General features: G+C 71.3%; 25 protein-coding genes. 14 read left to right on the forward strand and 11 right to left on the reverse strand.

All coding sequences use genetic code 11. The annotated features are described in order from the left end of the window. From G3I40_RS17305 to G3I40_RS17315, 3 genes are all read right to left on the reverse strand, one after another. On the reverse strand, positions 1-520 hold a 520-nt coding region (locus G3I40_RS17305), incomplete at its 3' end, for a response regulator (protein ID WP_239091784.1). Positions 521-822: 302 nt separating this feature from the next. Then, positions 823-1,914, reverse strand: coding sequence for a C40 family peptidase (locus G3I40_RS17310; RefSeq protein WP_164303051.1), 1,092 nt, complete (start codon positions 1,912-1,914; stop codon positions 823-825). Positions 1,915-2,115: 201 nt separating this feature from the next. Beyond that, on the reverse strand, positions 2,116-2,922 hold the full coding sequence (locus tag G3I40_RS17315) for a class I SAM-dependent methyltransferase (protein ID WP_203644250.1): 807 nt from the start codon (positions 2,920-2,922) through the stop codon (positions 2,116-2,118). A 180-nt stretch (positions 2,923-3,102) separates the two neighbouring features. Here G3I40_RS17315 and mshA point away from each other — a divergent pair, with 180 nt between their 5' ends. Next, entirely contained in the window at positions 3,103-4,434 is a 1,332-nt protein-coding gene (gene mshA, locus G3I40_RS17320; protein ID WP_164303052.1) for a D-inositol-3-phosphate glycosyltransferase, read from the forward strand. 133 nt (positions 4,435-4,567) lie between these two features. Here the strand turns inward: mshA and G3I40_RS17325 are convergent, their stop codons facing one another. After that, a complete protein-coding gene (locus G3I40_RS17325; RefSeq protein WP_164303053.1) occupies positions 4,568-5,014 on the reverse strand; it encodes a DUF1772 domain-containing protein in 447 nt (148 codons plus the stop codon). Positions 5,015-5,112: 98 nt separating this feature from the next. Between G3I40_RS17325 and G3I40_RS17330 the strand changes: the two genes are divergently transcribed. The 3 genes from G3I40_RS17330 (at position 5,113) to G3I40_RS17340 (ending at position 8,121) form a co-directional block, all read left to right on the forward strand. Beyond that, a complete protein-coding gene (locus G3I40_RS17330) occupies positions 5,113-5,691 on the forward strand; it encodes a TetR/AcrR family transcriptional regulator (protein WP_164303054.1) in 579 nt (192 codons plus the stop codon). A 38-nt stretch (positions 5,692-5,729) separates the two neighbouring features. Continuing rightward, positions 5,730-6,239, forward strand: coding sequence for a YbjN domain-containing protein (locus G3I40_RS17335; RefSeq protein ID WP_164303055.1), 510 nt, complete (start codon positions 5,730-5,732; stop codon positions 6,237-6,239). A 151-nt stretch (positions 6,240-6,390) separates the two neighbouring features. After that, the gene (locus tag G3I40_RS17340) at positions 6,391-8,121 is read left to right on the forward strand and encodes a glycosyl hydrolase family 28-related protein (RefSeq protein ID WP_164303056.1); all 1,731 of its coding nucleotides are present in this window, start codon (positions 6,391-6,393) and stop codon (positions 8,119-8,121) included. On the opposite strand, the gene G3I40_RS17345 is transcribed toward G3I40_RS17340, so the two are convergent. The 3 genes from G3I40_RS17345 to G3I40_RS17355 form a co-directional block, all read right to left on the reverse strand. After that, positions 8,118-8,309 (reverse strand): hypothetical protein, encoded by a 192-nt coding sequence (locus G3I40_RS17345; RefSeq protein ID WP_164303070.1) that lies wholly within the window; start codon positions 8,307-8,309, stop codon positions 8,118-8,120. The genes G3I40_RS17340 and G3I40_RS17345 overlap by 4 nt on opposite strands. Positions 8,310-8,377: 68 nt before the next feature. Beyond that, on the reverse strand, positions 8,378-8,638 hold the full coding sequence (locus G3I40_RS17350) for a hypothetical protein (protein ID WP_164303057.1): 261 nt from the start codon (positions 8,636-8,638) through the stop codon (positions 8,378-8,380). A 48-nt stretch (positions 8,639-8,686) separates the two neighbouring features. Further along, on the reverse strand, positions 8,687-9,946 hold the full coding sequence (locus tag G3I40_RS17355) for an MFS transporter (protein WP_164303058.1): 1,260 nt from the start codon (positions 9,944-9,946) through the stop codon (positions 8,687-8,689). A gap of 135 nt (positions 9,947-10,081) precedes the next feature. Here G3I40_RS17355 and G3I40_RS17360 point away from each other — a divergent pair, with 135 nt between their 5' ends. Next, on the forward strand, positions 10,082-10,843 hold the full coding sequence (locus G3I40_RS17360; RefSeq protein WP_164303059.1) for a phosphoglyceromutase: 762 nt from the start codon (positions 10,082-10,084) through the stop codon (positions 10,841-10,843). Between the two features lie 69 nt (positions 10,844-10,912). Here the strand turns inward: G3I40_RS17360 and G3I40_RS17365 are convergent, their stop codons facing one another. The 3 genes from G3I40_RS17365 to phoU form a co-directional block, all read right to left on the reverse strand. Beyond that, positions 10,913-11,455 (reverse strand): DUF1707 domain-containing protein, encoded by a 543-nt coding sequence (locus G3I40_RS17365; RefSeq protein WP_164303060.1) that lies wholly within the window; start codon positions 11,453-11,455, stop codon positions 10,913-10,915. A 430-nt stretch (positions 11,456-11,885) separates the two neighbouring features. Beyond that, positions 11,886-12,407, reverse strand: a complete 522-nt coding sequence (gene cpt / locus G3I40_RS17370) for a chloramphenicol phosphotransferase CPT (protein WP_203644252.1) — start codon at positions 12,405-12,407, stop codon at positions 11,886-11,888. 354 nt (positions 12,408-12,761) lie between these two features. Beyond that, a complete protein-coding gene (phoU, locus tag G3I40_RS17375) occupies positions 12,762-13,442 on the reverse strand; it encodes a phosphate signaling complex protein PhoU (RefSeq protein WP_164303061.1) in 681 nt (226 codons plus the stop codon). Positions 13,443-13,630: 188 nt separating this feature from the next. On the opposite strand from phoU, the gene G3I40_RS17380 reads away from it, so the two are divergent. After that, positions 13,631-14,920 carry an ATP-binding protein gene (locus G3I40_RS17380; RefSeq protein WP_164303062.1) on the forward strand — a complete coding sequence of 430 codons (1,290 nt, stop codon included), beginning with the start codon at positions 13,631-13,633 and terminating at the stop codon, positions 14,918-14,920. Beyond that, the gene (locus G3I40_RS17385) at positions 14,917-15,597 is read left to right on the forward strand and encodes a response regulator transcription factor (protein WP_018527980.1); all 681 of its coding nucleotides are present in this window, start codon (positions 14,917-14,919) and stop codon (positions 15,595-15,597) included. The genes G3I40_RS17380 and G3I40_RS17385 overlap by 4 nt, the downstream gene beginning before the upstream one ends. Before the next feature lie 79 nt (positions 15,598-15,676). On the opposite strand, the gene G3I40_RS17390 is transcribed toward G3I40_RS17385, so the two are convergent. Then, positions 15,677-16,351 carry a copper chaperone PCu(A)C gene (locus G3I40_RS17390; protein WP_164303063.1) on the reverse strand — a complete coding sequence of 225 codons (675 nt, stop codon included), beginning with the start codon at positions 16,349-16,351 and terminating at the stop codon, positions 15,677-15,679. A 637-nt stretch (positions 16,352-16,988) separates the two neighbouring features. Between G3I40_RS17390 and G3I40_RS17400 the strand changes: the two genes are divergently transcribed. From G3I40_RS17400 to G3I40_RS17430, 7 genes are all read left to right on the forward strand, one after another. Next, entirely contained in the window at positions 16,989-17,471 is a 483-nt protein-coding gene (locus G3I40_RS17400) for a CarD family transcriptional regulator (RefSeq protein WP_003953493.1), read from the forward strand. Positions 17,472-17,720: 249 nt separating this feature from the next. Beyond that, positions 17,721-18,470 carry a 2-C-methyl-D-erythritol 4-phosphate cytidylyltransferase gene (ispD, locus tag G3I40_RS17405; protein WP_164303064.1) on the forward strand — a complete coding sequence of 250 codons (750 nt, stop codon included), beginning with the start codon at positions 17,721-17,723 and terminating at the stop codon, positions 18,468-18,470. Continuing rightward, the gene (gene ispF, locus G3I40_RS17410; RefSeq protein WP_164303065.1) at positions 18,460-18,981 is read left to right on the forward strand and encodes a 2-C-methyl-D-erythritol 2,4-cyclodiphosphate synthase; all 522 of its coding nucleotides are present in this window, start codon (positions 18,460-18,462) and stop codon (positions 18,979-18,981) included. Before ispD ends, ispF begins: the two co-directional genes overlap by 11 nt. 315 nt (positions 18,982-19,296) lie before the next feature. Further along, positions 19,297-19,701 (forward strand): PPOX class F420-dependent oxidoreductase, encoded by a 405-nt coding sequence (locus G3I40_RS17415; RefSeq protein ID WP_164303066.1) that lies wholly within the window; start codon positions 19,297-19,299, stop codon positions 19,699-19,701. Positions 19,702-19,747: 46 nt separating this feature from the next. Continuing rightward, positions 19,748-21,148 (forward strand): cysteine--tRNA ligase, encoded by a 1,401-nt coding sequence (gene cysS, locus G3I40_RS17420; protein ID WP_164303067.1) that lies wholly within the window; start codon positions 19,748-19,750, stop codon positions 21,146-21,148. Between the two features lie 144 nt (positions 21,149-21,292). Beyond that, entirely contained in the window at positions 21,293-22,243 is a 951-nt protein-coding gene (rlmB, locus tag G3I40_RS17425; RefSeq protein WP_164303068.1) for a 23S rRNA (guanosine(2251)-2'-O)-methyltransferase RlmB, read from the forward strand. Between the two features lie 85 nt (positions 22,244-22,328). Further along, on the forward strand, positions 22,329-23,743 hold a 1,415-nt coding region (locus G3I40_RS17430), incomplete at its 3' end, for a DoxX family protein (protein WP_203644257.1).

Below are 23,743 nucleotides of genomic sequence, written 5' to 3' on the forward strand. Positions count from 1 at the left end.
CCGCCTCGGCGCCGCGCTCGGCGTCGCCGGACGCGGTCAGGGCGAGCACGGCGTGCCGGGGCGCGAGGCGCAGCACGTGCCGGAGCGTCTCCAGCTCGTCGGCGCCGGGCTTGTCGGCCTTCGTGCCGGGCAGCGTGAGGTCGAGCAGGATGCAGTTGACGTCATGGGTGAGCAGCCGCTCGGCCTCGGTGAGGTTGCGGGCGGTGCGCACCCGGATCGGCTTGCCGGTGGCGTCCGGCATCTCGGGGATGCTCAGGGAGCCGGCCGGGTCGTCCTCGATGACGAGCAGCGTCAGACCGCTCGAACCGTGGCCGCTCGAACCGTGGTGGCCGGTCGGGCCGTGGCCGGTCGAGGCCTGGTCGTGCGCGTCGTGTGCGGTTTTCTGGTGCGGCACTTCGGCGGACCGCGTGGCCGGTGCAGCCGTCGGAGCGGGTCCTTCGGTCGCTGTAGTCGGCACAGCGTGAGCCTGACCACCTTCCACGGCCGGGATCGCTCTCTGCCGCGGTACGGGTACGGGCATCGCTTGTCTTCCTTCCCTCCCCCCGAGGGCGCGGTGGGACGAAGGTCCTCGCCCACCAGACCGGGACCTTAGCGGTACCCGGCGCTTCAGCGGAATGCCGAACGGCAAACGGCCAGAGTCATATGCCGCAACCAGTACCGGAATTGGGCAGGTTCCGGCCCGCCCCGGATGACGAACATCACGCGGAGGCGGCGGAACCGCAGCGGGGTGAGTGCGGTGGGTCACGTGTCACAGGTCACGGCCGACCTGCGTGCCGCACCGACCGGACGCGTAAGCCTGCGCGCGGCTGCGCGCACCAGGGCTCACGCGTCGGGGCGCACCACCCCGAGGATCGCCATCGAACCGGCGCCCGCCACCGTCACGTTCCGCCCGGGACGGGGTGCGTGGATGATCGCGCCATCGCCTATGTACATCCCGACATGGCTGGCGTCGTCGTGGTAAATGATCAGGTCGCCGGGGCGCATGTCCTTGATGTCGATGTGCTTGAGCTGCTTCCACTGCTCCTGCGAGGTGCGCGGGATCGGCCGCTTGGCCGCCGCCCACGCCTGCGAGGTCAGCCCCGAGCAGTCGAACGACGCCGGGCCCTCGGCGCCCCACACGTACGGCTTGCCGAGCTGGGCGGTGGCGAACTGCACGGCGGCCTTGCCGGCCTTCGTCGCGCGGCCGTCGATCTCCTTCAGGACGCCCGAGGAGAGCCAGTCCGTCTGGGACTTCTGCTCGGCCGCCTCCTCCAGCTTCTGGAGCCGCTCGCGCTCCTTCTTCTCCAGCCGGCTCTCCAGGTCCTGCGCTTGCTTGATCTGCTTCTCGATCTTCTTCTGGGCGGCGGCCTTCTTCTTGCGGCCGGCCTCCAGGTCCTTCCACTTGGCGGAGGCGTCCTTCGCGTACGAGGCGAGATCCGTCTGCGTCTGCGTCAGTTCCGACAGCAGGTTCCTCGTGGCCTGCTGGCCCTGGTACGCCCGGCCCGCGTTGTCCAGGAACTGCTGTGGGTCGCCGGAGAGCATGAACTGGGCCTCGCGCGGTATCCCGCCGGTGCGGTACTGCTCACGGGCGGCCGCGCCCGCGCTGCCCTTGAGGTGGTCGAGCTTCTTCTGGCTCGCCGCGATCTTCTGGGCCAGCTTCACGATCTCGACGGACTGCTTGTCGGCCTTCTCCTCCGCCGCGTTGTACTCGTCGGTGGCCACCGCGGCGTCGTGGTAGAGCTTGTCGATCTTCTTCCGGACGGCTTCCAGGTCCGTGCTCTTGAGGTCCTTGTCCGCAACGTCCTCGCTGCCGCCGGACCCTGAGGGAGAGGGCGTGGGAGCCGGCGCCGCGTACGCAGCGCCGGGCGCCGTCAGTACGGTCACGGCGCACACCAGCGCCAGGGCCGACATCGTCGTCATGCTCCGCTTGCTCATCCGCTCTGCCCCCACAGCCGAGATCCCTCTGCCGAGCCAACCTGATCCAGCAAAACCTGATCCAACAAAACCTGATTTACCGTCAGTAACTTGTGTGCGCTTCGGGGATGGTGCCACGCGCGCGCCGAATGTGACAGACCCCGCACGGTGTGACGAACGGCGCGGGATGATCGTTCCCGTTCGACGGCGAGCAATGCCCGATCAGTCGGTGAACTGTCCCTGCGGGGCCAACGCGTCCCAGGACACGGTCAGTTCACCCTGCCGCCACCTCGCCGGTCCGTCCGTCACCGGCCAGTCCGCCGCCAGGTCCGCCGCCGTGCGCATCCAGCGCTGGCGCGCCCCGTACGAGGCGTAGGGCGCGGCCGCCGCCCACGCCCGGTCGAAGTCCCGCAGGAAGGCGTGCACCGGCTCGCCGGGGACGTTGCGGTGGATCAGCGCCTTGGGCAGCCGCTCGGCCAGGTCGGAGGGGGTGCCCAGGGAGCCGAGGCGGGTCGCGAAGGTGACCGTGCGCGGGCCCTCGGGACCCAGCGCCACCCACACGTGCCGCCGCCCGATCTCGTCGCAGGTGCCCTCCACCAGGAGGCCGTCGGGTGCGAGCCGCGCGCACAGCCGCCGCCACACACCGGGGACCTGTTCCTCGTCGTACTGGCGCAGCACGTTGGCGGCGCGGACGAGCAGGGGCGGCTCGGGCAGCGGCAGCTCGAAGCCGCCGTGCCGGAAGGTGAGCCCCTCGCGTTCGTACGGCTTCGCGGCCGCGACCCGGGCGGGCTCGATCTCGATGCCGACCACGCGCGCGTGCGGCGCCGTTTCGCGCAGCCTGGCCAGCAGCTCCACGGCCGTCCAGGGCGCCGCGCCGTAGCCGAGGTCGACCGCGACGGGGTCGTCGGCGCGGCGCAGTGCGGCCCCGTGCGCGGCCGCGATCCAGCGGTCCATGCGGCGCAGCCGGTTGGGGTTGGTGGTCCCTCGCGTCACCGTTCCCACGGGGCGGGAAGGGGTACGCGGGCTCATGGGTACGAGGGTATGCGCTGCGGGCGCGAGCGCTTTGGTTGAGAACTGGATGGTAATGATTCGGCAAAGTGGAAATGGAGGAGCGGGCTCCGGCGTTGCCGTCCTTGGACGAGGGCGCCTGCCCTCTCCCAGCCGTGCCCGCTGTACCGCTCGTCCGCCCCACCGAGGAGGGCCCGCCACGTGAGCCAGTACGTGACCAGGTTCCGCCGTTCCGGGGCGGCGCCGACCCGGCTGCGGTTCCCCGGGGGCCGACGCCCCCGCCGGATCGCCATGCTCAGCGTGCACACCTCGCCGCTGCACCAGCCCGGCACGGGCGACGCGGGCGGCATGAACGTCTACATCGTGGAGTTGGCCAAGCGGCTCGCCGCGATCAACATCGAGGTCGAGATCTTCACCCGCGCCACCACGGGCGGCCTGCCCCCCGAGGTGGAACTCGCGCCGGGCGTCCTCGTACGGCACGTCGACGCGGGCCCCTACGAAGGCCTCGCCAAGGAGGAGCTGCCGGCCCAGCTCTGCGCCTTCACGCACGGCGTCATGCGGGCGTGGGCGGGCCACCGCCCCGGCTACTACGACCTCGTGCACTCGCACTACTGGCTGTCCGGGCACGTCGGCTGGCTGGCCGCCGAGCGCTGGGGCGTGCCGCTCGTGCACGCCATGCACACCATGGCCAAGGTCAAGAACGCGGCGCTCGCCGAGGGCGACACCCCCGAGCCCGCCGCCCGCGTCATCGGCGAGACGCAGATCGTGCGCGCCGCCGACCGGCTCATCGCCAACACCTCGGAAGAGGCCGACGAGTTGGTCCGCCACTACGAGGCCGAACCCGGCAAGGTCGCCGTCGTCCACCCCGGCGTGAACCTGGACCGCTTCCGCCCGGCCGACGGGCGGGCCGCCGCGCGCGCCCGCCTGGGCCTGCCCCAGGACGCCCTGGTGCCGCTGTTCGCCGGCCGCATCCAGCCGCTCAAGGCCCCCGACATCCTGCTCAGGGCCGTCGCCGTCCTGCTCGACGAGCGGCCCGAGCTGCGCTCGCGGATCGTCGTGCCGGTGGTCGGCGGCCCCAGCGGCAGCGGCCTGGCCAAGCCCGCCGCCCTGCAGAAGCTCGCCGCCCGGCTCGGCATCGCCGACGTCGTGCGCTTCCACCCGCCGGTCGGCCAGGACCAGCTCGCGGACTGGTTCCGCGCCGCGTCCGTCCTGGTGATGCCGTCCTACAACGAGTCCTTCGGGCTCGTCGCCATAGAGGCGCAGGCCGCCGGGACGCCCGTCCTGGCGGCGTCCGTGGGCGGCCTCCCCGTAGCCGTACGCAACGAAGAGACCGGCTACCTCGTCGACGGCCACGAACCCGCCCGCTACGCGCGCGTGCTGCGGGAGTTCGCCGACCACCCCCACCTCGTCGACAGCATGGGCGCCGCGGCCGCCCGGCACGCCCAGTCCTTCGGCTGGGACACGGCCGCCTCCGCGACCGCCGACGTCTACACGGCCGCCATGCAGGAACACCGCCGGCACCCCGTCTTCTGATTCCCGTCTTCTGATGCGTCCGTCGGGGGCGTGGAAGTGGGTGTCCCCCTCCCGCGAAGCGTGTGCCGCGACAGGCCTGTCCGTACTCCTGGACATGACGGCTCCTTGATGCCGCGGCGGGTGAGCCGGGGGCTCAGACGAGGGCCGTGACCAGGAGGGTGAAGGCGGCGACGATGACCGCGACGCGGGCGTAGTGCCAGCGGTCCCAGCGGTTCATCTGCTGCTTCCAGTCGGCCGGCCGGCTGTCGGTGGTCCACGTCTTGACCCGGTTGTTGATCGGGACGAGCAGCAGGACCGACATGAGCACGCTGACGATCAGCAGCGCGCCGGCGGCGATGACGAGGCCGGTGCCGTCGTGCTGCCGTGCGGCGACGGCCCAGACCGCGACGAGCACGAACGAGCCGATGTACCAGAACGGCATCACGGCGCCGCCCCGCCGGGCCCCGTCGGTGCGGCCGAGCAGGCCGTAGTCGTCGGGGAGGCTGTTGAGCATCGGGTTGATGAAGAAGGGGACGGCGAACTCCACCCCCACCATCAGGCCGACGATCACGGTGGTGACGACCTCGAGTGCGTTGAGCATGACGACCCCTCCGACATTCGGTATCTAGCGTTGCTAGCTGATGATGCAACGCTAGCGCTGCCATAGCTCGCTTGTCTAGCGGTGCTAGAATCCGAGTCATGTCGGTACAGGAACGCAAGCAGCGCGAACGCGCGGACCGAGAGCGCCTCATCGTGACGACGGCCCGCGAGCTCGCCGAGCACCAGGGCTGGGACGCCGTCACCACCCGCCGGCTCGCCGAGCGCATCGAGTACAGCCAGCCCGTCCTCTACAGCCACTTCCGCGGCAAGCGCGAGATCATCGGCGCCGTCGCCCTCCAGGGCGCCACCGAGATGGCCGCGGCGGTGCGGGCGGCGACCGCCGCCGCGGACGGCCCGCTCGCCCGGGTGTACGCCCTCGCGCACACCTATCTCGACTTCGCCGCACGCAACCCGGCGGTCTACGACGCCCTCTTCCAGCTCGACGGCGGTCTCGCGTACGCGCGGGAGGACACTCCGGAACAGCTCAAGGACGCCTTCGCCGCGCTCCTGGAGTGCCTCGCCGAGGTCGCCGGGGACGGCGTCGCCCCGGGTCTGTTCACCGAGGTGTTCTGGGCGTCCCTGCACGGGGTGGCGACGCTGACCCGGTCGGGCCGGCTGCCCCCGGAGGAGGCCGGGGCGAGGGTGGAGCTGCTGGTGGACCGGCTCGCCAAGGCCTGACCGTCCTTCGGTGCGGGGGAGTCAAGTACCCTCGCACCATGGCTGACCAGGCTGACCACCCCACCGCCGTCGAGATCGTCGAGTCCACGCTCAAGGACGCCGAGCTCGAGTGGGAGAGCCCCGAGGCGGGTTCGTACGTCGTCACGCTGCCCGGCACCCGCAAGCTGTCCACGACGCTCTCGCTGCGCCTGGGCCGGCACAGCCTCTCCCTGAACGCCTTCGTGATCCGCCACCCGGACGAGAACGAGGCGGGCGTCCACCGCTGGCTCCTGGAGCGCAACCTCCGCCTGTACGGGGTCAGTTACGCCGTCGACCAGCTCGGCGACATCTACCTCGCCGGCAAGCTCCCGCTCGCCGCCGTCACGCCCGAGGAGCTCGACCGGCTGCTCGGCGCGGTCCTGGAGGCGGCCGACGGCGCGTTCAACACGCTCCTGGAGCTCGGTTTCGCGCGCGCGATCCGCAAGGAGTACGAGTGGCGGGTGGCGCGCGGTGAATCCACGCGCAACCTGGACGCGTTCACGCACCTGATCGAGCGCACGTCCAAGTAGACCGAGCGCCCAAGTAGACCGAGCGCACGTCCAAGTAGCGAGAGCGCATCCAACAGGCCTTGCCCGTCCCGTAGTTCACAGCTGCACGCCCCTTACCCCGGCAGGGGTCCCCGTGGCATGCTCGCGCCCGGCACTCACGTGAACAGTGTTCATGTATTTGAACATCGGTCGTCGGTGGAAGGTGGCAGCGGTGCGGGACATCAGTAGACGCGGCGTATTGGGCGGAGCGATCGCAGTGAGCGCCGCGACGATCACCGGCGCGGGCGCCGGGACCGCGGCGGCCGCGCCGTCCGCCGTCCGGGGCGAAGTACCCGACATCTGGCGGGAGTTCACCAAGAACCCCTTCGGGCATCCGCAGATCCCGTTCATCGGCCGCGCCGGATACCGCACGGGCCGCGCCCGCTTCGAGCGCCCCGGCCGGGTCGTGCGCGCCGAGTCCTACGGCGCGGTCGCCGACGGCACGACCGACAGCGCGCCCGCGATCAACCGTGCCCTCGCCGCCGCCGGAAGGGCCGGCGGGGGCACGGTGCTGCTCGGCAGGGGCACGTACCGCATCGACGACCTGATCCGCATCGGGCACGACCGCGTGGTCCTCAAGGGTGCGGGCAGCGACCGCACGAAGCTGTACGCCACCAAGAACCTCACCGAGCTGATCGGCGTCTACGGCTCCCGCTACGGCGGCGACAAGTCGTCCTGGTCCTGGGCGGGCGGCCTGATCTGGCTCTGCCCCGAGGACCGGTTCCGCACGCTCACGGACGCGATCCGGGCGAAGGCCTGGCCGTTCGAGGGCTGGACCGGCAACAAGCGCGACGAGTGGCGGACCCTGACGACGGTCGGGCCGGCCGTGCGCGGCTCCTGGTCGGTCGAGGTCGCCGACGCCTCGCGGCTGCGCAAGGGCGACCTCGTCCTGCTCCGGCTCGCCGACGACGCGGACCACACGCTCCTGGAGCACATGGCGGGCGGCGGGCCGGGCCCCGAGGCCTATTACTGGGACGACAAGACCAAGCTGACCTCCTACGTCCCCTACGAGTGGCCGGTGCGCATCGCCTCGGTGCGGCGGAACAAGGTCACCTTCGAGCGCCCGCTACCCCTCGACGTGCGCCCGGAGTGGGACCCGAGGATCACCACCCACGTAACCGCCCTCACGGAAGCGGGAGTGGAAGGCCTGACCCTCGAAGCCGTCGAGACGCCGCAGTCCCCGCACCTGCTCGACAAGGGCTACAACGGGGTCGCGCTGCAGTGCACGTACGACTGCTGGGTCGACGACGTCACGGTCCGCAACGTCGACAACGGCTTCGGGTTCATCGCCTCCTCGGCCTCGACTCTGCGCCGCACCAGGGTCGGTGGCCGGGGCGAGCACCACCCCTACTACTGCCGCGAGGGCTCGCACGACAACCTGGTCGAGGACTTCACGCTGGAGCGCCGCACGGTCGCGGCCCCGTCCGGCACCCAGCTGCACGGCATCAACGTGGAAGGCCTGTCCTCGCACAACGTGTGGTCGCGCGGCCGCATGGAGATGGGCACCTTCGACTCGCACCGCGGCATGCCGTTCGCCAACGTGCGGACGGACATCACGATCGTCAACGACGGGCAGCACGGCGGCGACGCCTCCGCCGGACCGCTGTTCGGGGCGCGCTTCACCCACTGGAACATCCGGGTCACCAACGAGCGCGCGGGCCTGATGAAGATCGACGGACTCGCGCCGTTCAGCGCGACGGTCGGGATCAACACGGTCCGCGAGTTCGGCCAGATCGACGTGCCGGACTTCACCGGCGACCTCCACTCCCGCCTGGAGCTGTACGGGACGACGGACGCGGTGCGGCCGAGGAACCTGCACGAGGCCCAACAGGCCCTGCAGGCGCGGCTGTCCGCGCGCGGCTAGCCGAGCGCGACCATCCGCACGACGGTCACGGTGAGCACGGTCCCGGAGACGTAGTACAGGACGATCGCCCCGCCGATCGTCGCCTCCCGGCGGTCGCGCTCACCGGCCACCGAACTGGAGCCGTGCCCGTACGGGTCGTGGGAGAGGGTGCGGCCCATCTCGGCGCGGAAGGCCTCGCCGTTCGCCATCTTGGCCAGGGTGTCGTCGGCGGGCGGGGCGTACGCGATGCGGCAGGGGCTGCGCCTGCGGCGACGGCTCAAGCCGGGCCCCGCCTCTCCGCCTCGTCGCGGGCGAGCCGGGCCAGGATCTCGTCGGCCTCCGGATCGGGTACGGCCTCCAGCATCCAGTGCCGCATGACGGCGTGGATCTGGTCGATCCCGGCCGCGTTGATGGCGCGGTCGAACTCGGTGCGGCGCTTTTGCGGAAGGGCCGCGCGGATCGCGGGGATGCTGTTGGGCACGTCGACCTCGACGCCGCCCACGAGGGTTCTGGGCGGTTCGTCGGTCCTCTCGCGCATCCTTGGGGCGTCGGACATGTACGGGCCCTTACCCATCCAACTGCCCCGTCAAGCAGGGGTGTTCTCCACGACGCGAGGTGGCGCCGCCACGACCTGCGTACGCTCCCGCACGGGCATCCCCCGCATCAGCACCCAGTACCCGGCCGCCGTCACGGTGCCGAGCGCCGCGCAGCCCGCCCACAGCCACCCGGCGCCCGCGGAGTCCAGCACCCAGCCGCCGGCCGGCGGGGCGACCAGCGCCGCAGCCGACCACGACATCGTGTAGACGCCCTGGTAGCGGCCGCGTCCCTCGGCCGGGGCGAGCGTCGCCACGAGCCCGGACTGGGTCGGCGCGTTCACCATCTCGCCCAGCGTCCACACGGCGACGATCAGCGCGTACGTGGCGAGCGGCCCGGCGAACGCGGTGAGGGCGAAGCCGTAGCCGATGAGGAGCGAGGAGACGGCGAGCAGCCGGCCGGGGTCGCGCCGCTCGATGAACCGGGTCAGCGGGATCTGCAGCGCGACGATGATGACGCCGTTGACCGCGGCGACCAGGCCCACGTCCGCGCTGGAGAACCCCTCCTCGCCCATGACGATCGGCAGGCCCACCGTGCTCTGGGTGAAGACGACGGCGACGAGGAAGGACAGCCCCACCATGACCATGAAGCGGCCGTCGCGCAGCACGGTCCCCATGGTCACCGTCGACGTCGTACCGGCGGGCACGACCGGGCCCGCCGGCCGCGACTCCTTGACCTTCACGAACACGACGCAGGCGCAGGCGAGCGTCATCCCCGCCTCGACGAGGAAGCCGAGGGTGTAGCTGTGGGCGACGAGGAAACCGGCGTACACGGAGGAGACGGCGAAGCCGAGGTTGATCGCCCAGTAGTTCAGGGAGAACGCCCGCACCCGGTCCTCGGGGCGCACGATGTCGGCCATCATCGCCTGGATCGCGGGTCGCGACGCGTTCGAGGCGAGGCCGAGCGCGAAGCCCGTCACGGCGATCGGGACCGGATCGCGCACGAAGGCCAGCACCGCGACGGTCGCGGAGGTGGCCAGCTGCGCGCCGAGCAGCGTGGGCCTGCGCCCCACCCGGTCGGCGAGCACCCCGCCGAGCATCGAGGCGATGACCCCGCCGAGCCCGATGAGCGAGGCGACGAGACCGGCGTACACGGCCGAGAAGCCGCGCTGGGAGGTCAGGTACAGGGCGAGGAAGGTGAGGACGAAGTTGCCGAGCCGGTTGACGAGAGTGCTCGTCCACAGCCACCAGAACTCGCGGGGGAGCCCGGCGACGGACTCCTTGGCGGCACGTCTGAGCGAGGCGACTGACATGGGTGCATCCCCCGGGGTCCTGGTAAGCGGCGCTGACGGTGCACGTAACTTACGACCCCGGTATTCGCGGGGGCCAATCATTTGACGGCCACCGTCAATCGGCGCGGACGAGAGCGTTCTATTAGGCTCGGGACCATGGCCGACGCACCGTACAAGCTGATCCTCCTCCGCCACGGCGAGAGCGAATGGAACGCGAAGAACCTGTTCACCGGATGGGTGGACGTCAATCTCAACGAGAAGGGCGAGAAGGAGGCGGTCCGCGGCGGTGAGCTGCTCAAGGACGCCGGCCTGCTCCCCGACGTGGTCCACACCTCGCTCCAGAAGCGCGCGATCCGCACGGCCCAGCTGGCGCTGGAGTCCGCCGACCGCCACTGGATCCCCGTCCACCGCAGCTGGCGCCTGAACGAGCGCCACTACGGCGCCCTGCAGGGCAAGGACAAGGCGCAGACCCTCGCCGAGTTCGGCGAGGAGCAGTTCATGCTGTGGCGCCGCTCCTACGACACCCCGCCGCCGCCGCTGGACCGCGACGCCGAGTACTCGCAGTTCGATGACCCGCGCTACGCGACCCTCCCGCCGGAGCTGCGCCCGCAGACGGAGTGCCTCAAGGACGTCGTCGTCCGCATGCTCCCGTACTGGTTCGACGGCATCGTCCCCGACCTGCTGACCGGCAAGACGGTCCTGGTCGCGGCGCACGGCAACTCGCTGCGCGCGCTCGTGAAGCACCTGGACGGCATCTCGGACGCGGACATCGCGGGCCTGAACATCCCGACGGGCATCCCGCTCTCCTACGAGCTCGACGCCGACTTCAAGCCGGTCAAGGCAGGCGGCACGTACCTGGACCCGGACGCGGCCGCGGCGGCGATCGAGGCGGTCAAGAACCAGGGCAAGAAGAAGTAGCTTTCCCGATCATGCCCCTGAGCTGCGCACACGGCGCGGTTCGGGGGCATTTTCATGGCCCGGGCCCGCCTAGCGCCGTTCCTTGATCCGGGAGTGCAGGAGCGTGCCGACGAGTTCGATGCGCAGGCGGGGCGGGCCGTCGGACTTCTTGGTGCGGAGCTTGACCCTGGAGTAGGTGAGGCCGAGCCCGTCGGTGTCGATCACGATGTCCGGCGCGGTGACGAGGAACAGCTTGCTGTGCACCAGCTCCGTCTCGATGCGCAGCACACCCGAAGTGAGCACGGCATCGGTGAAGTCGAGGGTGGCGCGGCCCAATTGCATGCGGACCTCGATCCGCGGCGGCACCGACCAGCGTCCGCTGCGCACGTACTTGCTGCCGTGCTGCTCGATCACCAGGACGTCCTTGCTCGTCCCCGGGACCGGGAGCGAACCCGGCAGGTCGGCGGTGAGTCCGGCCAGCTCGTCGAGCGTCCGGGCCGACAGGGCGGTCTCCAGCCGCGCGTCGAGTTCCTCGGCGCTCAGGCGTCCGTCACCGGCGGCGATCCGCAGCACGTCCACCACGCGGTCGCGATCCTCGTGCGATGCCCGCAGGCCGGGCGGTTCGTTGGACATGACAGGCACGGTAGCAGCGCCGGGGACGGCCGGTCCGGTGGAAGAACGAGGCCGGCGAGCGACCGGCCGGCGGCCCCGGCGCGGCCGCCGGGCGAAGGGCCGGGGACATGTGGATGACAGGTGCGGCGGGGTGCGATCGGGTGCGACCGGGTGCGCTCACCAGGGGTCACTCGGGCTGTCCACTGGGGTGTCGACTGGGGTGTCCACCTGCTCGAACTCCACCGCCTGGAGCTTCAAACGAAGGTCGTCCACCAGCACTGACGCCGGGAGCGGGACCATCGACCGCAGCACGGCCGTCCGTCCGCCGCGCGCACCTCCCGGGGCGGCGCCCCCTCCCGCGCACACCCACCGAGCCGTGGCCCTCCCGCGCTCAGCCGGTCTTCGCCGCGACCCCCTGCTCTCAGCCGGTCTTCGCCGCGACCCCCTGCTCTCAGCCGACCTTCGCCGCGATCTCCCGCGCGCACGTCATCGCCTCGGCCCGGGTCGTGTCGACGACCACGTCGTAGCTGATGCCGTGGTGCACCGACTCGGCCTGGGACGCGGCCATTCCGGGCACCCGGTTCCCGCGGGCGGTCTCGCGCCAGGCCGCCACCTGGGGATCGCAGCGGACCCCGGCCCACAGGACGTCCAGCCCGGCGAGCGCCGTGCGCCAGCGCTCCTGTGAGGCCGGGCCGCCGAGGAACACCTCGTCCACGACCACGTGCGCCCCGGCCCTCGCCATCGCCGCGACCCCCGCGATCCACGCCGCCTCCACCCTTCGGAACTCGGGGCCGACACTCACCGAGCCGTCGTCCCCGAAGGCGATGCCGACGCCGGTGCCCGGCATCGCGTCCACGAGGGTGTCGGTGCCGAGCGTGAGCCAGGGCTCGGGTGCCAGCAGGGACTGGAGGCAGCGGGCGATGCCCGACTTTCCCGAGCTGGAGCCGCCGTTGAGGACGATCACGTGGGTCATCCCGGCAGCGTAGAGAAGGGGGCGCGGGGAGCGCGCGTCGATTCCCGCGCGCGTATGCGCCGTTGATGCGCCCGCCTCCTTGGGCATGCAATGGGTGAGGTCCTTCAACGCGGAGGCCCACGGAGGAGGGAACCCATGGCTGCCGAGTCCCCCAGGCCTGATCAGTCACCCGACGCACCTGTGGAAGTGAGCCGCCCCGTACCGGAGTTGGTGCTGCTGGGAGCCTGCGGCTGCGGCTCGGGCTGCGGGTGCGGCTGCCAGTCCGGCGCGCCGTGCCAGTGCGGCGGCTGCTGCGGCTGACACGTACGGGGGCCCCGCACGATCCGTGCGGGGCCCCTGGTGTGCGTGGTGGTCTCAGGCGCCCTCGGCCGCGGCCGCCGAGGCCTGCACGTCGTCCGCGTGCTCGCCCGTCACCAGGTAGACGACGCGCTTGGCGACCGACACGGCGTGGTCGGCGAAGCGCTCGTAGTAGCGGCCGAGCAGCGTCACGTCCACGGCCGTCTCGATGCCGTGCTTCCACTTCTCGTCCATCAGGTGCTGGAAGAGGTGGCGGTGCAGCAGGTCCATCTCGTCGTCGTCCTGCTCCAGCTGCATCGCCAGGTCGACGTCCTTGGTGATGATGACCTCGGCGGCCTTGGCCATCAGGCGCTGGGCGAGCTGCCCCATCTCCAGGATGGTCGCGTGCAGGTCGTGCGGCACGGCCCGGTCCGGGAAACGCAGCCGCGCCAGCTTGGCGACGTGCTGGGCCAGGTCGCCGCTGCGCTCCAGGTCGGCGCTCATCCGCAGCGAGGTGACCACGATCCGCAGATCGGTCGCCACGGGCTGCTGCCGCGCCAGCAGGGCTATGGCTCGCGCCTCCAGGTCGTGCTGGAGATCGTCCACCTTCTGGTCCGCGGCGATGACGGACTCGGCGAGCTTCAGATCGGCGTCGAGCATGGCCGTGGTGGCGCGCCCGATCGCCGACCCGACGAGGCGGGCCATCTCGACCAGGCCCTCGCCGATCGAGTCAAGTTCCTCGTGGTACGCGTCACGCATACGAACGTTCCCTCTCTGTCCGTGGGGACGGGGTCAGCCCCACGGTGCCACGTTCGGCCCCGTACGCGTCCGGAACCGTCATCTGAAGTGAATCAACCCCGTACCCGAGGTGAACTCTGGGCGACGAGTGTTCGAGCTGCCACCCGGACGGCTGTGGAGGACTGGCCGGAGCCGCATAACCTGAGGACATGGACGTGAACGCGGCGGTCGCCGCAGCGGCAGCGATCGCCGGAGTGTGCACCGGCGTGATCGCCATGCTGGCGTTCCGCTGGAGCGAACGCGACCAGAAACGCCCCACCCGCACCTCTCTGCACACGGACCCGGTCCTGCCGCCCGGCGTCGACACGGTCCTGTCCGTGCTCCGCTCCTCCGCGGTCGTCCTCGACGAGGCGGACAGCGTGGTCAAGGCCAGCTCGGCGGCGTACGCGCTCGGACTCGTCCGCGGCGGCAAGCTCGCCGTGGAGCCGATGCTGCAGATGGCCAGGGACACCCGCCGCGACGGCGAGATACGACAGGTCGAGCTGGACCTGCCGCGGCGCGGCACCGGACGCGGCGACGCCCTCGCGGTGTCGGCCCGCGTGGCCCCGCTCGGCTCCCGCCTCGTGCTCCTCCTGGTCGAGGACCTGACGGAGGCCCGGCGCATCGAGGCCGTACGCCGCGACTTCGTCGCGAACGTGAGCCACGAGCTGAAGACCCCGGTCGGCGCGCTGTCCCTGCTCTCCGAGGCCGTGACGGACGCCTCCGACGACCCCGAGGCCGTCGAGCGCTTCGCGGGCCGCATGCAGATCGAGGCGACCCGCCTGACCAATCTCGTACAGGAACTCATCGACCTGTCCCGGGTGCAGAACGACGACCCGCTGGAGGACGCCGAGCCGGTCCGCGTCGACGAACTCGTCGCCGAGGCCATCGACCGCTGCCGCCAGCCCGCCGCGACGAAGCAGATCACCATGGCCGCCGGGGGCACCGCCGACCTGCAGATCTGGGGCAACCGCGGCCAGCTCGCCGCCGCGCTCGGCAACCTCGTGGAGAACGCGGTCAACTACTCGCCCGCCCGTACGCGCGTGGGGATAGCCGCCCGCCGGGTCAGCGCACCCGGCGGCGACCTCGTCGAGATAGCCGTCACCGATCAGGGCATCGGCATCTCCGAGCGGGACAAGGAGCGCGTCTTCGAGCGCTTCTACCGCGTCGACCCGGCCCGCTCCCGGGCCACCGGCGGCACCGGCCTCGGTCTCGCCATCGTCAAGCACGTGGCCGCCTCGCACGGCGGGGAGGTCACCGTGTGGAGCTCCGAGGGACAGGGCTCCACCTTCACGCTGCGGCTGCCGGAGGCCGCCGCGGCCCGCAACTCAGCACAGACCGCTCTTTCGGATGGCCCCGGAGACGTACGCGACGAAGACGACGCACACGGGCCCGACCGCACCACAACCGCATACGAATCCATTCCTGCCGCTCCTGCCGCCCCGGAGGTCCTTCCGTGACCCGAGTGCTCGTCGTAGAGGACGAGGAGTCCTTCTCCGACGCCCTGTCCTACATGCTCCGCAAGGAGGGTTTCGAGGTCGCCATCGCGGCCACCGGGCCCGACGGGCTCGACGAGTTCGAGCGCAACGGCGCCGACCTCGTCCTGCTCGACCTGATGCTGCCGGGCCTGCCCGGCACCGAGGTCTGCCGCCAGCTGCGCGGCCGCTCGAACGTCCCGGTCATCATGGTGACCGCCAAGGACAGTGAGATCGACAAGGTCGTCGGGCTCGAAATAGGAGCCGACGACTACGTGACCAAGCCCTTCTCCTCGCGGGAGCTGGTGGCCCGCATCCGGGCCGTCCTGCGCCGCCGCGGCGAGCCGGAGGAGGTCGCCCCGCAGGCCCTGGAGGCGGGCCCGGTCCGCATGGACGTGGACCGCCACGTCGTCACGGTCTCCGGTTCCAAGGTCGACCTCCCGCTCAAGGAGTTCGACCTCCTGGAGATGCTGCTGCGCAACGCGGGCCGCGTGCTGACCCGCATGCAGCTCATCGACCGGGTCTGGGGCGCGGACTACGTCGGCGACACCAAGACCCTCGACGTCCACGTCAAGCGCCTGCGCGCCAAGATCGAGCCCGACCCGGGCGCCCCGCGCTACCTGGTGACGGTGCGCGGCCTGGGCTACAAGTTCGAGCCGTAGGCCGCGGGCCGACAACGCCTGAGGGCGCGATCCCGTCGACGGGATCGCGCCCTCAGGCGTCGGTACGGGTGTGCCCGGCTCAGTGGCCCGCGGAGGCGCTGTGCGACGCCGTGGTGCCCGCGTTCGGCGAGGCGGTGTCGGACGCCGAGGTCGACGGGGACGCCGAGTCCGAGGCGGACGTGGAGGGGGACGACGAGGAGGACGAGGACGCCGAGGCGCCCGTCTCCGGCGTCGACGGCACCTGGCTCGGGCCCCACTTCGAGAAGTAGGACTCGGCCGGCACCACGAACGCCTTCAGCTTCACGGCGCCGGTCTTGCTGAACGAGAAGGTGATGGGCTGCGCGTTGCCGTCCAGGACCGCGGTGCGGCTGTTGGGCAGTTCGGCGGCGGCGTTGCCCTTGCCGCCGAGGACGATCGACTCACCGGCCGGGACCGTGATGGTCGAGCCGCCCTTGGCGTCCGTCAGCTTCGCGGTCTTGCCGACGCCGTCCACGGTGACCGAGTCGAGCGTCTGGTCCGTGGAGCCGTTGTTGAACAGGGTCGCGGCGATCACGGCCGGGCCCTTGGACTCGCGGTCCGGCTGCGTGATGACGGTGGCGTTCTGGATCTTGATGTCGCCGACCGCGGTCGCGGCGTTGTCCGGCTTGACCTCAAGTGTCTGGGCGTTGTTGCCGGCACCGCACGCGGCGAGCGAGGCGATCGAGAACGCGATGGCGGCGGCGGCGAGGGCGCCGCGTCGAAGGCTGCTGCTCACGGCGGCGGCAACTCCTTAACGGGGGCGGAGCGAACGGCACTACGCGAGGTAAAGCCGTCCTAAGGGTCTGTCAGCGGCCTTAGGTTACCGAGCCGTTCCCGCGCCATCGCACCCGACCCGCCCCTAGGGGCTGTCCGAGACGCTCTGTCCCGAGCGGACCCCGCGCCCCGCGCGGCTCGGACGCCTCGTGCGCCCCGCGTCACCCCACCGCCACCATTGGCGCCCCGTTCATCTTTCACATAACCGCTGTCCACCGCCCCCGTGCGGATTTCCGGTAAGGAATGCATGGCGGTCCGGAAAAACGATCACCTGGCGCCGGGAATCACGATGATCAATTCTCGATTCCCCTCGAACGGAGCTCCGTATCCCCGAACGGAGTAGCGGAAGTTCATCGCTTCGAAGCACGCAAATCGGGACGTTCGACCCCTTGGGGGCGCGTTCAGGCGACTGTAGCGTCCGTGTTTCGCCCCTGCCGGAGAGCCGCTCCGACCTGCGAATACCGTGCTCCGCTACCCCTCCGCAGCACGTTCCTGTTGTTGTTGTCAAGCCCCGAGATGTGCCCTGACCTGCGAAAACGCCATTCAGAACCGCCCGTTTCCGTGTTATCCTGGATAGCCACGGAAGGGGTACCTGTCACATGACGTTCAAGGTTGGCGACACCGTGGTCTATCCCCATCACGGGGCCGCGCTGATCGAGGCTATCGAAACTCGCCAGATCAAAGGCGTGGACAAGACCTACTTGGTGCTGAAGGTCGCCCAGGGCGACCTGACGGTACGTGTGCCAGCGGACAATGCGGAGTTCGTCGGCGTGCGTGATGTGGTCGGTCAGGACGGGCTCGACCGGGTCTTCGAGGTACTGCGCGCGCCGTACGCCGAGGAGCCCACGAACTGGTCGCGCCGTTACAAGGCAAACCTGGAGAAGCTCGCCTCCGGCGATGTCATCAAGGTCGCGGAAGTCGTCCGTGACCTGTGGCGTCGGGAGCGGGAGCGCGGACTGTCCGCTGGTGAGAAGCGCATGCTCGCCAAGGCTCGCCAGATCCTGGTGAGTGAGCTCGCCCTCGCGGAGAACACGAACGAGGACAAGGCCGAGGCCCTGCTCGACGAGGTTCTCGCGTCCTGACGCACTGCTGCCGCGCGGTAATCGGCAGCGCAGCGTGAACAATGCCGTGGTGCCCGCTGACCCTTATGGTGTCGCCGGGCGCTGCGGCATGTTCGTACCCGCACACAGCCCGCTTTTTTGTGATGTGCCGTGTGTCGGGCCCGGGCAGCTGGCTCGACCGGTGTCACGGAAGGGTTCCGGTCAAGGCTTGTACCCGACACGATGAGGCCATACCCACCCTCCCCGAGCGCACAAACCTGAACGGAAGCGATGTCTGACGAAACGCGTCCCGTTGCCGGAGACACACGCACCGCGGCCGTGATTCCGGCCGCCGGACGGGGCGTACGCCTCGGTCCCGGCGCCCCCAAAGCGCTCCGTGCGCTGGGCGGAACCCCGATGCTGATCCACGCCGTCCACGCCATGGCGGCCTCCCGCTCCGTCTCCCTCGTCGTGGTCGTCGCCCCGCCCGACGGCGCCGCCGAGGTGAAGAGCCTGCTCGCCGATCACGCGCTGCCCGACCGGACCGACTTCGTGGTCGTCCCCGGCGGGGAATCGCGCCAGGACTCCGTGCGGCTCGGGCTCGACGCGCTGCCGCCCGGCATCGACATCGTGCTCGTGCACGACGCGGCCCGGCCGCTCGTCCCGGTCGACACCGTCGACGCCGTCATCGAGGCCGTGCGCGAAGGATCGCCGGCCGTCGTACCGGCGTTGCCGCTCGCCGACACCGTGAAGGAGGTCGTGCCGAGCACCGACGGGAGCCCCGAGCCCGTCGTCGCCACGCCCTCCCGGGCCCGGCTGCGCGCCGTCCAGACGCCGCAGGGCTTCGACCGCGCCACCCTGGTGCGCGCCCACGACACCGTCACCGACGACGTGACCGACGACGCGAGCATGGTCGAGCAGCTCGGTCTCCAGGTCGTGCTGGTCCCCGGTCACGAGGAGGCCTTCAAGGTGACGCGGCCGCTCGACCTGGTGCTCGCCGAGGCCGTGCTCGCCCGCAGGAGGGCCAACGATGGGTTCTGAGCAGCAGTCCCTGCCCTACCCGCTGCCGCAGGTCGGCATCGGGACCGACATCCACGCCTTCGAAGAGGGCCGCGAGATGTGGTGCGCCGGGCTGAAGTGGGAGGCCCCCGACTACGCGGGCCCCGGGCTCGCCGGGCACTCCGACGCCGACGTCGTCGCGCACGCGGCGTGCAACGCCCTCTTCTCCGCCGCCGGGCTCGGTGACCTCGGGCAGCACTTCGGGACCGGGCGCCCCGAGTGGGTGGGTGCCTCCGGGCTGACGCTGCTCGCCGAGGCGGCGCGCATCGTGCGGGACGCCGGGTTCACCATCGGCAACGTCGCCGTGCAGGTCGTCGGCCCCCGGCCCAAGATCGGCAAGCGGCGCGACGAGGCGCAGAAGGTCCTGTCCGAAGCCGCCGGGGCACCGGTGTCCGTCTCGGGCGCGACGACCGACGGGCTCGGGTTCCCCGGCCGCGACGAGGGACTCATGGGGATCGCCACCGCGCTGGTGGTGCGCACGCCAGCGGCCTGACGGCAGGGCTTCTTGTCCTCGCCGGGCTCCTGGTCACCGGCCTGTTCGGCGCGGGCACGACCGGCGCGGCCGTCGCCGCGGTCGGCCGGACGCCGCCCCCTCGCCCGGACCGAGCGGACCTCCGGCCACGTGGAAGCGGCGCTCGTCCACGGCACCCGGCCCCGGCCCCTGCCCCTGCCCCGAGTGGGGCGTCCCCACCGCGGGCCGCCGCCGGTGACACCCGCGCGCGGGCAGCGGCCAAATCCCCGTCGGCGCACGTACGGCGGAGCAGGATCGGGTACGCGTCAACCGTCCCCCTATAAGGAGTGAGCGCTCATGTCCGCCCAGCTGTCCGACGACCTCAAGGCACTGCTCGACACCAAGGTCTTCATCAACGTCGCCACCATCCAGCCCGACGGGAGCCCCCAGGTCTCCCCGGTCTGGGTGAAGCGCGACGGCGACGACGTCCTGTTCTCCACCACCGTCGACCGCCGCAAGGAACTCAACCTGCGCCGCGACCCCCGCGTGACGATCCTCGTCCAGCCCGCCGACAACCCGTACACCTACGCCGAGATCCGCGGCACCGCCGACATCACCACCGAAGGCGGCCAGGAACTCATCGACGAGCTGTCCCTCAAGTACACCGGCAAGAAGTACGCCGAGTTCAACCCCTCGTCCGGCGAGGACGCCGAGCGCGTGGTCGTGCGCGTCCGGGCCCGCAAGGTCGTAGGGAGGCTGTGACCCCGGCAGGCCCATGGCACCCCTCCGGGGCCACTACCCTGGAGGGGTGACTATTCGCCTGTACGACACCAGCGCCCGGCAGACTCGTGACTTCACCCCGCTCGTCGCGGGCTGTGTCTCGATCTACCTGTGTGGCGCTACCGTCCAGGCCGCCCCGCACATCGGACACATCCGGTCGGGGCTGAACTTCGACATCATGCGCCGCTGGTTCACGTACCGCGGCTACGACGTCACGTTCGTGCGCAACGTGACGGACATCGACGACAAGATCATCAAGAAGGCCGCCGAGCAGAACCGGCCGTGGTGGTCCATCGGGTACGAGAACGAGCGGGCGTTCAACGACGCCTACACCGCGCTCGGTTGCCTCCCGCCGACGTACGAGCCGCGCGCCACCGGGCACGTCACCGAGATGGTCGAGATGATGCGCGGCCTCATCGAGCGCGGCCACGCCTACGAGGCCGACGGGAACGTGTACTTCGACGTCCGCTCCTTCCCCGGCTACCTGGAGCTGTCGAACCAGGACCTGGACGAGCTGCGCCAGCCGTCCGGCGAGGGCGAGACCGGCAAGCGCGACCCGCGCGACTTCGCCATGTGGAAGGCCGCGAAGCCCGGCGAGCCCAGCTGGGAGACGCCGTGGGGCCGCGGCCGTCCGGGCTGGCACCTGGAGTGCTCGGCCATGGCCCACAAGTACCTGGGCACCGTCTTCGACGTCCACGGCGGCGGCATCGACCTGATCTTCCCGCACCACGAGAACGAGATCGCGCAGGCCAAGGCCTTCGGCGACGAGTTCGCCAAGTACTGGGTGCACAACTCGTGGGTCACCATGAGCGGCGAGAAGATGTCCAAGTCCCTCGGGAACTCGGTCCTCGTCTCCGAGATGGTCAAGCACTGGCGGCCCATCGTCCTGCGGTACTACCTGGGCACCCCGCACTACCGCTCCACCATCGAGTACAGCGAGGACGCGCTGCGCGAGGCCGAGTCCGCGTTCGCGCGCATCGAGGGCTTCATCCAGCGCGTCGCCGAGAAGGCCGGCGGGATCGTCGAACCGGCCGACGAGGTGCCGCCCGCGTTCGCCGAGGCCATGGACGACGACCTCGGTGTCCCGCAGGCCCTCGCCATCGTGCACACCGCCGTGCGGCAGGGGAACTCCGCCCTCGCCGCCGACGACAAGGAAGCCGCCGTCGCCCGGCTCGCCGAGGTGCGCGCCATGCTCGGCGTCCTCGGCCTCGACCCGCTCGACCCGCACTGGGCCGGCGAGGGCGACCGGGGCGAGGACCTGCACGGCGTCGTCGACACCCTCGTACGGCTCGTGCTCGACCAGCGCGAGTCGGCCCGCGCCCGCAAGGACTGGGCCACGGCCGACGCCATCCGCGACCAGCTCGGCCAGTCCGGGCTCGTCATCGAGGACGGCCCGAACGGGCCGCGCTGGACGCTCGGACCGCGCTAGCAGCACCCCGCCTCCAAGCTGCCGCCCGAAGGGCTTTGAATAGGGTGGCGGCCGGAGGCGGGTGGGCGTGCCGCCCGGCCCCTCGGGCGGCACACTTCATATACGTACGCACGCATTCACTGACGTAAGAGAAGCAGGTAGGTCATGGCCGCCAACAGCAACCGTCGCATGTCCGGCAAGAAGGGCGCGCAGGTCGGCAGTGGCGGCCAGCGGCGCAAGGGCCTGGAGGGCAAGGGCCCGACCCCGCCCGCCGAGGCGCGCAAGGGCCACAAGAAGAACCGCGTCGCCAACGCCGCCGCCAAGCAGGCCGCCCGCCGGCCCACGAGCCGCACCGGCGGCCCGCGCGGCAAGTCCACCTCCGAGATGGTCGTCGGACGTAACCCGGTCGTCGAGGCGCTGCGCGAGGGCGTGCCCGCGATGACGCTGTACGTGCAGCAGTTCATCGACAACGACGAGCGCGTGCGCGAGGCCCTGCAGCTCGCCGGCGAGCGCGGCGGCATCCACCTCATGGAGGCCCCCCGCCCCGAGCTCGACCGCATGACCAACGGCCTCAACCACCAGGGCCTCGTCCTCCAGGTCCCGCCGTACGAGTACGCGCACCCCGAGGACCTGGTCGCCGCCGCCTTCGACGAGGGCCAGGACCCGCTGATCGTCGCCCTCGACGGCGTCACCGACCCGCGCAACCTGGGCGCCGTCGTCCGCTCCGTCTCCGCCTTCGGCGGCCACGGCGTCGTCGTGCCCGAGCGGCGCGCCGCCGGCATGACGGCCGGCGCGTGGAAGACCTCCGCCGGCACCGCCGCGCGCACCCCGGTGGCCCGCGCCACGAACCTGACGCGCACCCTGGAGCAGTACAAGAAGGCCGGCGTCGCCATCGTCGGCCTGGCCGCCGACGGCGACCGCGAGATCGGCGACCTGGAGGCCCTCGGCGGCCCCGTCGTCATCGTGGTCGGCAGCGAGGGCAAGGGCCTGTCCCGCCTGGTCGGCGAGACCTGCGACTACCGCGTCCGCATCCCCATGCCGGGCGGTGCCGAGTCGCTGAACGCCGGTGTGGCGGCGGGAGTCGTGCTGTACGAGGCGGCGCGCCGCCGGGGCTGACGGGCCGGGGCGTTCCGCGTGCTTGACGGGGCCCGGACATCCGGTGCGGTCAAGGCAGTGTCCTAAACACACGTCACTCGGTTAGATGAGTGTGGACACCAGAACGCCCCGCACACCCTCGGGGGACCGCTCGTCGGGATTCGACGACGCTCCCGCGCTGAGCATGGTGAAGGTTCCGTGCGACCCGGCGCAGGTCATCGTCAACCACGCGAGTTTCCGCGTGCAGCTCCCCAGGGTGCAGCAGACGCAACTCCCGCGCATTGCACGGCACGTGAGCGCCATGGGCGTTGCTGCCGGAGCCGACGCGGCGACCACCCGTATCCCCGTCATCACCGCCGCAGGCACCCCGGGTGCCCGGCGCCGCCCCGTCGTCATGAGCGGCGCCGGGGACCTCGCCGCCAGCGGACTGCTGCAGACCGCGCGCCGCCCCGGCGAGGCCGACGACGGCGCCACGCAGCTCATCCCGCGCCTCGACGACCTCGATCCGTTCGAGGGGGAGCCGACGCAGGAGACGCCCGTCGTCATCGGCGCACGCCCGCCCGGCGGCGACGGCACGCGGCTGCTGCCGCAGATGCGCCAGGCCGGCAGCGCCTTCGAGGACACCGGCGAGTTCGAGCAACTCGCCTACGACGACGACGAGTTCGACGACGAGTCCGAGAACGAGACCACCGCCGCCCGGCGCTACGGTCCCGTCCGGCACGCCTACTACCCCGGCCGCCGGATGAACCTCGGCGTCGTCCTGCTCCCCCTGCGCGTCTTCCTCGGCTTCATCTCCATCTACGCGGGCATGGGCAAGCTCTGCGACCCCGTCTACTTCGACGGCGGCGAGCGCGGCTCCATGGTCAAGTGGCTGAATTCGCTGCACCCCTGGGCCCTCGCCGAACCCATGCGCGACTGGGCGCTCCAGCACCCGGTCGGCGCCGGACTCGCCATCGCGTTCTTCCAGGTCATCGTCGGCGTGCTCACCGTCCTCGGACTGTGGCAGCGCATCGCCGCCTCGGTGGGCGCGCTGCTCTCGGCCGCGCTGCTCCTCACCGTCAGCTGGAAGACCGTCCCCGCCTACGACGCGCCCGACATCATCTACCTCGCCGCCTGGTCACCGCTGATCATCGCCGGCGCCCCCGTCTACTCCATCGACGGACGGCTCGCCGCGGGTGCCTGGCGCCGGCTCGGACCGCGCACCGCCCTGTGGGACCTGCGCCGCTATGTACTGCGCCGCGGCACGGTCGTCGCCACCCTCGTCATCGGCTCCACCCTGCTCATCGGCTCGCTCCTCGGCGGCGCCGTCCGCGACGCCGACCGGGTCACCGCACCGGGCCCCGGCGACGCCCCGCGCAACGAACTGCCCGGCTCCCCGCTCCCCTCGGAGCCCGGCAGCAAGAGCCCCGAGCGGCAGTCGAAGAGCCCGTCGGCGTCGAACTCGCCGACCCAGGGCACCACGTCGAGCCCGTCCGGTGCGCCCAGCGCCCGCGAGAGCGCGGGTGCCACCAGCGGCACGAC

Source organism: Streptomyces sp. SID14478 (genome assembly GCF_010548525.1).
Classification (GTDB): Bacteria; Actinomycetota; Actinomycetes; order Streptomycetales; family Streptomycetaceae; genus Streptomyces.